This window comes from Sedimentibacter sp. (assembly GCF_033447055.1).
Lineage (GTDB): Bacteria > Bacillota > Clostridia > Tissierellales > Sedimentibacteraceae > Sedimentibacter.
The window spans coordinates 1-9404 of the sequence record NZ_JAWQJF010000084.1; the positions used below are offsets into that span (position 1 = coordinate 1).

General features: G+C 34.4%; 9 protein-coding genes and 1 pseudogene. 9 read left to right on the forward strand and 1 reads right to left on the reverse strand.

Features of this window, described 5'->3' with window-relative positions; translation table 11 throughout:
• The 9 genes and pseudogenes from SA378_RS05570 to SA378_RS05610 all read left to right on the forward strand — a co-directional run.
• Positions 1-184, forward strand: a pseudogene (locus SA378_RS05570) (hypothetical protein); the annotation flags it as partial.
• A 567-nt stretch (positions 185-751) separates the two neighbouring features.
• Complete coding sequence (locus tag SA378_RS05575) at positions 752-1630, forward strand: YitT family protein (protein ID WP_318524996.1); 879 nt, start codon at positions 752-754, stop codon at positions 1628-1630.
• A gap of 58 nt (positions 1631-1688) precedes the next feature.
• Positions 1689-2432 (forward strand): ABC transporter ATP-binding protein, encoded by a 744-nt coding sequence (locus SA378_RS05580; protein ID WP_318524997.1) that lies wholly within the window; start codon positions 1689-1691, stop codon positions 2430-2432.
• Complete coding sequence (locus tag SA378_RS05585) at positions 2429-3442, forward strand: ABC transporter permease (protein ID WP_318524998.1); 1014 nt, start codon at positions 2429-2431, stop codon at positions 3440-3442. The genes SA378_RS05580 and SA378_RS05585 overlap by 4 nt, the downstream gene beginning before the upstream one ends.
• An 11-nt stretch (positions 3443-3453) precedes the next feature.
• On the forward strand, positions 3454-4560 hold the full coding sequence (locus tag SA378_RS05590; protein WP_318524999.1) for an HlyD family secretion protein: 1107 nt from the start codon (positions 3454-3456) through the stop codon (positions 4558-4560).
• A 106-nt stretch (positions 4561-4666) separates the two neighbouring features.
• Entirely contained in the window at positions 4667-5566 is a 900-nt protein-coding gene (locus SA378_RS05595) for a DMT family transporter (RefSeq protein WP_318525000.1), read from the forward strand.
• A 301-nt stretch (positions 5567-5867) separates the two neighbouring features.
• Positions 5868-6170, forward strand: a complete 303-nt coding sequence (locus SA378_RS05600) for a hypothetical protein (RefSeq protein WP_318525001.1) — start codon at positions 5868-5870, stop codon at positions 6168-6170.
• 27 nt (positions 6171-6197) lie between these two features.
• Positions 6198-6671: a GNAT family N-acetyltransferase gene (locus SA378_RS05605; protein WP_318525002.1), complete on the forward strand. Its 474-nt coding sequence runs from the start codon at positions 6198-6200 to the stop codon at positions 6669-6671.
• A gap of 204 nt (positions 6672-6875) precedes the next feature.
• Positions 6876-8336 carry a Na+/H+ antiporter NhaC family protein gene (locus SA378_RS05610; protein WP_318525003.1) on the forward strand — a complete coding sequence of 487 codons (1461 nt, stop codon included), beginning with the start codon at positions 6876-6878 and terminating at the stop codon, positions 8334-8336.
• A gap of 185 nt (positions 8337-8521) precedes the next feature.
• On the opposite strand, the gene nudC is transcribed toward SA378_RS05610, so the two are convergent.
• Entirely contained in the window at positions 8522-9364 is an 843-nt protein-coding gene (nudC, locus tag SA378_RS05615) for an NAD(+) diphosphatase (RefSeq protein WP_318525004.1), read from the reverse strand.
• Between the last annotated feature and the right edge of the window lie 40 nt (positions 9365-9404).

Consider the following 9404-nt stretch of genomic DNA (forward strand, 5'->3'; position numbering starts at 1 on the left):
GGCTTCTAATCAACAAGCACAGTCTGCTAATCAAATAAATATTGGTGTAGATCAAATAGCTTCTGTTATTCAAACGAACAGTGCTACAGCAGAAGAAAGTGCTGCTGCCAGCGAAGAGTTAAATGGGCAGGCTGAAATGCTTAAGAGTTTGGTTGGCAATTTTAGACTTAGGAATATAGTGTAAATAAATATTAAATAAAATAGCTGTAACTGGTAAGTACTTTTTGCCGAAAACTTTGCAAAAGAATTTGCTAGTTACAGCAAGACACATAAGACTGAAAATCAGTTTATGCTAATCTAAAAATGGTTCTTTCCAGAGTTAATTTATAAATACAGAAAGTGCTTAATTTCTACTGTTTGTCTATTTAGATAAGGTTATTTATGTGTTTGTATTTGCAATCATACCAAATTGCTTTTCGTTCTATAATACCATCAAGTAAGCAAATTAACTATTAATGTCCTTATTATCTACCTCTTTGATGAGATTAAAGTAATTTAATAGTAAATCACTATCATTGAGAATATCTAATCTAGTCTCTTCAGCTATTGTATTAAAGCTTTCAGTTTCCACATGTATTTTTTTCTTCTCATTTAATTCATCTTCTGAAAATAAATTAAAAGCATAAAATAAACTTTGGAATTTGTTGAATCAAGGTTTGAAATTTGCATTGTCATATCATGTTAAGTTTGATAAACTGATAGTACATAATATTTTTGTATAAAATGAAGACCGTTTCTGGTTAGGAGAAAAATGAGAAAATTAAATATTAAGAAATTATTATATGATACTATTTATTTAACTTTTGGTTGTGTTATAACGGCTTTTTCCGTAAATTATATACTCAAACCAAATGGACTTATTACAAGCGGTATAACTGGTCTTGCGATTATTCTGGAACGCTATATAAATATTAATTATTCATATATTTATTATTTTGCAACACTTATCATACTTTTTACCACGTATTTGCTCATGGGCAAGAAGGAAATCATGAAAATTGTTTTTCTTTCTGTTTTATATCCGACTGTATTGTTGGTGATGCAAAATTATGAATTTAAATTTGTAGAAAATGACCTTTTACTTGCTTCAATTTATTTTTCAATATTTTATGGAGCAGGGGTGGGTATGATACTTAGAAAGGGCTTTTCATTTGGAGGAACAGATACTATTGCGAGGATATTAAATAAAAAAATCTTTCCATCAATAAATGTAAGCTATATTATGTTAGTCTTGGATGGAACTGTAATAATTATTGCAGCTTTCGCATTTGGCAGAAATATAGCCTTGTATTCTGTTATAAGCCAATTGATTGTAACAAAGGTTTGTGACTTTATTATGTTCGGTGTTGGAACTAAATTGTACAAGCTAGAAATAATAAGTTGTAAACATGAAGAAATCAGCAGATATATTATGTATGAACTAGGTAGGGGTGTAACTCTTTTTAATATAAAAGGAGGCTATACAAACAAAGATAAAATTCTAATTGAATCTATTTGTTCACCAAATCAATCTATTATGATTCAAAGGCTTATAAAAAAAATTGATCCAGCTGCATTCGTAAAGATATTGCCAATAGTATCTGTGTGGGGCAAGGGTAATCGTTTCATAGATATTAATATTGAGGATTAATCTTAAAAATACATGGTATGGGATTTAAGAAAAGCAGACGAAAGAAGAGAATTGTAAAATGTTGAATGTAGAAAAAGCTGATTCTTCCTGTATCTGGGTTGAATCTGTAAGCAAATTCTTTGGAAAGAAACAGGTTTTATTTGACATTAATTTGAATGTAAATTACTCGCAGATTCTTGGACTTCTTGGTCCTTCGGGTTCAGGCAAGACAACTCTGGTAAAAATAATTGCAGGTGTCGATATCTCTACACAGGGTAATGTTGTATTGCTGGGTGATAAAATGCCCAAGCTTTCCACTATGGGCAAGATTGGCTATATGGCACAATCCGATGCTCTTTTCGGAGAACTTACTGCAGAAGAAAACCTCCAGTTTTTTGCATCCTTGTACGGGCTTAAAGGTTCGAGAAGAAAAATGAGAATAAGGGATGTAATGGAGATTGTAGGTTTGTCTGATGAATTAAAAAAACAGGTAAAAAAATATTCGGGAGGCATGAAACGAAGACTTTCTCTTGCAGTTGCCTTGATACACGAGCCTCCAGTTCTTATACTTGATGAGCCTACAGTTGGAATAGACCCGGTGCTTCGTAAATCAATATGGAATGAATTATATGAGCTTAAAAGAAAAGGATCCACAATTATTGTTACAACCCATGTAATGGATGAGGCTTTGTACTGTGATAATCTGGGAATGATAAGAGATGGCAGAATCATAGCCGTAGGTACGCCTGTGGAACTGATGCAAGCAACATCTTCTGAAACACTTGAAGAAGCATTTTTATATTATGGAGGGGATTCTGAATGAGGGTAATTGCCATAATGATAAGAATACTTCTACAATTGAAGCACGACAAAAGGACTATAGGCCTAATGATAGTTGCTCCCATACTTGTTTTAACTTTGATGTCATTAATTTTTAACGGCAATGTTTATCATCCTAAAATAGGAATAATAAATGCTCCTCTTTCCTTTGTAAACAAACTTGAGGATGAGGATGCAAAAATTATAAGACTTAACGAAAATAATTCAGAGGAATCATTAAATATTTTCGAAGTTGATGCTGTCATTAATTTTGAGAGCGGGGTACCGCATATCAGGCTTGAAGGAAGCGATCCTGCTAAGAGCAAGGCCGTCCTTTTGCTGGTTCGGAGCGTAATGCATCCTGTTCCGTCTTCTGGAACAGATATAACATATTTGTACGGTTATGAAGATATGTCTTCTTTTGACAATTTCGGACCTATATTGATTGGTTTTTATGTGTTCTTTTTTGTCTTTTTAATAGCAGGTGTTTCATTTTTAAGCGAACGAAACACTGGTACACTGGAAAGAACCCTTGCTTCTCCCATTAGAAGATGGGAAATAGTGCTTGGTTATCTTCTTGGCTTCGGAGTGTTTACTATAATTCAATCTACTTTGATTGCATGGTATTCCATTGAAGTTCTTAACTTAATGATGATTGGTTCATTTGCCCTGGTTCTGATTATAACAATTTTAACTGCAATGTCAGCCCTTTCCATAGGAACCTTCATCTCGGCATTTGCAGAAAATGAAATGCAGATGATTCAATTTATACCAATAGTAATAGTGCCTCAGGTATTCTTCTCCGGCCTGTTTGATCTAAGCACCATGGTGCCGTTGCTTCAGGTTGTTGGACGATTCACGCCACTGTGGTATTCAGCAGATGCATTGAGAAACGTCATGATTCGCGGCAAGGGATGGAGCTCCATTGCATTTGATGTGCTGGTTCTCAGCATGTTTTGTATATTTTTCATCATTGCAAATATCTTTGCTCTTAAAAAGCATCGTAAAATATAATGAGGTGTAACATGAAGAAATTATTGATAGTTTTAACTGTAATTTTAATTCTTTCAGGCTGTTCATCAAATTCTGAAAATTTAACTTTGAAAGGAGATATTCAAAATATTATTATATCATCCGTAAGTGAGGTTTCAGGAAAAATAGTTAAAATGAATAAGCAGCAGGGTGAGCCCGTTAAAAAAGGCGATATAATTGCAACCATAGATAATACAAATCAAAAGTACTTGGTTGAGCAACTTCAAGCTGTTGTTGATATGAAAAAAGCAAAGCTTAAAGAGCTTGAGGCAGGATCACGCCCTGAGCAAATTGAACAGGCAAGTGCCCAGGTTGCAGCTTTTAAAGCCCAGCTTGATTTATTAACAGCTGAGTCAGAATCCGACAGCAACAGTGTTTCAATTGCACAGGATACGGTGAATTCAGCTCAAACTAACTACGATTACATAAAGTCACAATATGTTACAGCACTTGATTCTTATAATGAAGATATCATTTCAAAAAGCGATTTGGATTTAGCGGTATATAAGCTTGATACGGCAGAAAATCAGCTTGATACAGCCAATCGACAGCTTCAAAGTGCTAAAATCAAATCACATCAAGGAATAGTAGCGGCTCAGGCGAATTACGATGCGGCAAACGCACAGTTAAAACTGCTTCAAAGCGGTGCTTCAAAAGAGTCTATAAATATGGCTCAGGCAGATTTAAACCAATCAATTGCTCAGCTAAGTCAAGCTCAAAACATATTAAGCAAATATGATATTACAGCTCTTGCAGACGGTATTATCATCAGTAAAAACTTTGAACTTGGAGATATAGTCACTTCCGGAGCAAATATTGCCGATGTTGCAGTTTCTAATGATATTTATATACTTTGTTATATACCTGATAAGTATCTGGATAAAATTTATTACAACCAGGAGCTGAATGTTACAACATCTCAGGGTACTCAAACAGGTAGGGTAAGCTATATTTCCCTGACTCATGAATACACGCCAAAGGACGAGCAGTCAACCTCTGACAGTAAGCATACAGCTACAAAAATAAAAATTGCCATTGATGATGTAGACGGAATACTTAAGTCTGGAATGACAGCAGAGGTTTTTGTTCCATTAAATTAATTAAAATGAGTGCGAAGAAAGATGATATGAAATTTACTGTAGTAAAGTATTTAATAATCTACTAATAATATGAAGAATGAAAAGTAAAGAGATGAAGGTGTTATAATTGGACAGTGTATTGTTGCAAAATAGGAAAAAAGAAATTTTATATGAATTTGGACTTGTTTTCACAGCATTTTTATGGGGTAGCACTTTTCCAATTGGAAAAATAGCTCTTAATTATTATTCACCAATGTTTTTCACTATGTCCAAGTATTTATTAGGTGGAATTATACTTGGGATTTTTTTAAATAAGAGAATATTAACAATTACAAAAAAGCAATTATTAGGGGGGATTGTTTGTGGAACTATATTCTATTTTGCATATCTCATTGAAATTATAGGCCTCCAGTATACTGCCCCATCAAAGCAATCGTTTCTTGCTGCATTGTATGTTATTATGGTACCTTTTTTGTATTGGATAATATATAAGAAGAAACCTGATATTTATAATTTTTTGGCTGCAATTTTAACTCTTGTAGGAATTTATTTACTAACAGTCAATGGACCTGGCGGTTTTAACAAGGGAGACATGATAACAATATTAAGCTCGTTTTTATACGCATTGCATATTGCAGTCATAGGTCGTTTAGTTAAAGAAATGGATCCGATAATATTGACATTTTTGCAAACTTTTGTTGCAGGTATAATAGGTCTAGTAATTTCATTAGCTATGGAACCGTTCCCCTCAGAATTTCCTATGATTGGAATACTTTCAATACTATATATGACAATATTTGGCACAATAATAGCTTATGGATTGCAGATTGTATGTCAGAAATATATATCAGAAATGAAAACATCTATAATGCTATGTCTTGAATCAGTATTTGGAACACTATTATCAGTTGTCTTTCTTCATGATTCGTTTACGAAAATAATGTCTCTTGGTTGTGTAGTCATTTTTATAGGGATATTAACATCGGAAACAAAGTTGAATTTCCTTAAATTAGAAAAATTACATTGAAAATGTAAAAAAAACCGAAAAAGATAAAGTAATAGACATAAAAGATTCCTTCGATATAAGGTTAGAGATCATAGACAGTGAAAGTCAAAAAATATTAGCAAATACAAAACTTACTATTATACCTAATAATGGATTTTATGAAATAAAATACTAATCAAAGAGCTGGTAAATGACGTAAAATCAATTACTAGCACTTATGAAGAAGCAAAAAATTATATAGAAAATTCAAGAGCTATAGCACCAAAAACAGCATTAGGAGTATAGTGCTCTGCCAGTTATTGTTATTCCTCTTGCATCTGGAATGGAAGAATTTGGTGCAATATCTGTAGTAGTCACTTTAATTATTGTTGCATTCTCAACTTATAACATAATTAGCAAAAGCGGATCTTACGAACCTTGCAATGTGCTTTTGCAACAAGGCGATTACTCTGTAAAAAATAAATCAAATAAAACATTTCAAACTATTTCAAAAGTATATTGGTACGTAATCGTCGCTGTTTATCTTGGATACAGTTTCATTACAAATAATTGGGCAATGTCCTGGATTATTTGGTCGGTAGCTGGTGTATTGTTCGGAGCATTAAAGGCAATTGAGGTGGAATAATTGAAAATAGAAACAGAAAGATTAATATTGAGAAAACATAGTACTGCAGATTTTGAACGCTTTTGGAGTATGATTACTGATCCGATTTCAAAACAATTTACAGGAGGTGTTACTACACTAACATATGAGCAACGTTTTAAGATTTTTTGCGAGGATATTGATATGAATTTTTTAGGGGATAACATGGAATTTGCCGTAGTAGAAAAATCATCTATGTTGTATATAGGCTATTGTGGGTTTAGAGAATGTGAAGACCTTGATGGAATTGAGTTATTTTATGGATACTGTCGTGACAGTTGGGGAAATGGCTTTGGTTATGAAGCCGCAGCATCGACGGTAGCATATTATTTCAATAATACTGAACATAATAGTTTAGTCGCTGCCTGTAATATGGAAAACCTAGCTTCTGTTAATATCTTAAAACGACTTGGCTTTAATTTTGTAAAACCGGTTATTATTAATGGCATGTCAGTAGACAAGTATGAACTTTGTAAGTCATAAAAAAAATAAGATTAATTAATGCAGGGGTATAATTCTGTGAAATTGTTTACTATGTTTAGTATGGAAGATGGGATAATCTTTCCTTAATGGAGTATAAAAAATAACCTTATCGCTTGCATTAATCGATTATACATGTTATAATACATTGTTAATTTATTAACATGACATTATACTTTAAACAAAACTTAAGAGGAAGGTATTTTTATGATAGCGTTTTTAAAGTTATCACCAGTGTTTCTAATGGCTGGACTTATGATAGCAAGCAACTTAGGTACATTAGGACTTGATATTTTACAAATTGCACCGATTGCTGTAGTGTATGCGGCAATTATTGCTTCACTCACAGAAAAGGTCAAATTTGGTGATTTGGTTGATTCCGCAGTTAACAATGTAAAAGAAATGCAATTGGTATTTTTTATTTTAATGTTGGCTTATGCAATGGCAGAATCATTTATGTCAACAGGAGTAGGTGCTGCTATAATCAACATAGCATTAGGTCTGGGAATATCTGCAAAGACAGTTGCAGTAACATCCTTTATAATAGCAGCCATTCTTTCGGTAGCAACAGGAACTTCTTGGGGAACATTTGCAGCTTGTGCGCCGATTTTTTTATGGCTGAACCAAATAGTTGGAGGAAATCCCGTAATTACAGTTTGCGCCATAGCAGGAGGAGCTTGCTTTGGAGATAACATCGGATTAATCTCTGACACTACAGTCGTAAGCTCAGGCATTCAAGGTGTACAAGTAGTAGACAGGATTAGAAGCCAGGGTCCATGGTCACTTTGCTGTCTGGTTCTTGCTGCTGTATGTTTTTTAGTGGTAAGTATGGGCTTGCCTGGTGAAGTAGGCAATGCAGCAGAAGCAATAAACCAAATTCCAAAGGAAGTTTATGATACACTGGCAATTGAAAGACCGTCAGCAGTTGAACTTCTGAGCCAGGTTAAAAATGGAGTGCCAATGTTTATGATAGTTCCTTTAATATTGGTATTGATTACTGCTATTAAGGGTGTACCAACTTTGGCATGTCTGGGAGTAGGGCTTATTTCATCGTTGATATTCGGATTGTTCGCAGGAACAGTTACTTCTGTTCATCAATTTCTGGACAATATGATGACTGGGTTTGCGGATGCGGGGTCATGGGTTATTGTTATGATGATGTGGGTTGGTGCATTTGGAGGCATTATGTCAAAGATGCATGCATTCAAGCCATTGTCTGATTTCATAGCAAAAACATCTAAAAGTGTAAGACAGTTGATGTTTGCCAATGGAATTTTGTCTTTGGTAGGAAATGCAGCATTAGCAGACGAAATGGCACAGATAGTAACTATAGGTCCTATAATAAAGGACTTGACAGATGAAAATGTAGAGGCAAGTCAAGAAGATATGTACAAATTGAAGTTGAGAAACGCAACTTTTTCAGATGCCTTAGGCGTTTTCGGTTCTCAGCTGATTCCATGGCATGTTTATATTGGATTCTACGTGGGAATAGCCAACGCAGTATATCCATTGTACAACTTTGTTTCATTTGACTTAATAAGGTATAATTTTATGGCAATAGTAGCCGTAGTTTCAATTTTATTGCTGACATTGACCGGTTGGGACAGATTTGTTCCGTTATTCAAGCTGCCGTCAGAGCCGGAAGTCAGATTGAAAAAAAGGGCATAAGAGGTAAATATAATCAAATAGTAATAAGGGAAGTTTGCAAAAAAATATAGAATCTAAGTATAATATTCTGAAAATTAAATTACAAATATTAGCATGAATTTAGCAGGATAGAATTTTTAACTTTCTATCCTGTTTTAGTTTAATTTTAAATCTTGCTTACTTTGTCAGACTACGTCTCTATGACACTATAATTTTACAGATCCGGTTCTGAATGCTTCCATCATCTCACTTGTGAGGCTTATGTTCAGTTCTGCAGGTGGTATATCTTCTTTGTTCATCCAAACGCCTAAGGCTAGCTCGTCTTCCTCAAGCGTGATGGTGTCATCACCGTCTAGTTCAGCATAAAAGCCTGCAAGGAGTGTATCAGTAAACGGCCAGGGCTGGCTCTTATAGAATTTAAGATTCTTCACTTTAAGGCCTACTTCTTCTTTTACTTCTCTGTGAACTGTCTGCTCCAGGCTTTCTCCAATTTCTGCAAATCCAGCTATTAGGGCGTATCTTGTATATGCTCGACCTGCATACTTGGTTAAAAGCAGGCGGTCGCCATCATGAACAGCAACTATTACGCATGGAGAAATAGTAGGATAGGCTTTAAAACCACAGGATTCGCAATAGAGCATCCTTTCCTTTTCTGAGCGTTTTGTTGATTTGCCGCATTTGCTGCAAAAACGGTGATTGTCATACCAACGGTTCAGCTGCCATCCCACAGCACCTGCAAATGAACGCCAGTATTTTGGTTCAGTCCTGAATCTGTTTGTAGTTACATAGGTCCATCCTTCTGCTAAATCAAGTCCCTTTTCAACTACGAGGTAGTAATTAATGTCGTCTATAGTGAAAAGAAATTGCGCATCATTTATAAGATGAGGATATTCTGCCTCAAAATCAGAAAATGATGGATACCAGAGTTTTTCCTTGTCTTCTCTGACAAGTACAGTATCTCCTTCATATGAAAGAAACAAATTCTGCGGTTCTGCTTTTTTATTTTTAAATTTATTATCAAATATTCTTGGCTCTATATCTTGAATCATCATTTACCTCTCATTGTAGATTTATTTATTTGTTATTATA

Coding starts and splice junctions, on each gene's coding strand:
- SA378_RS05575 (WP_318524996.1), top strand. CDS start 752: ATGAGAAAATTAAATATTAAGAAATTATTATATGATACTATTTATTTA.
- SA378_RS05580 (WP_318524997.1), top strand. CDS start 1,689: ATGTTGAATGTAGAAAAAGCTGATTCTTCCTGTATCTGGGTTGAATCT.
- SA378_RS05585 (WP_318524998.1), top strand. CDS start 2,429: ATGAGGGTAATTGCCATAATGATAAGAATACTTCTACAATTGAAGCAC.
- SA378_RS05590 (WP_318524999.1), top strand. CDS start 3,454: ATGAAGAAATTATTGATAGTTTTAACTGTAATTTTAATTCTTTCAGGC.
- SA378_RS05600 (WP_318525001.1), top strand. CDS start 5,868: ATGGAAGAATTTGGTGCAATATCTGTAGTAGTCACTTTAATTATTGTT.
- SA378_RS05610 (WP_318525003.1), top strand. CDS start 6,876: ATGATAGCGTTTTTAAAGTTATCACCAGTGTTTCTAATGGCTGGACTT.
- nudC (WP_318525004.1), bottom strand. CDS start 9,364: ATGATTCAAGATATAGAGCCAAGAATATTTGATAATAAATTTAAAAAT.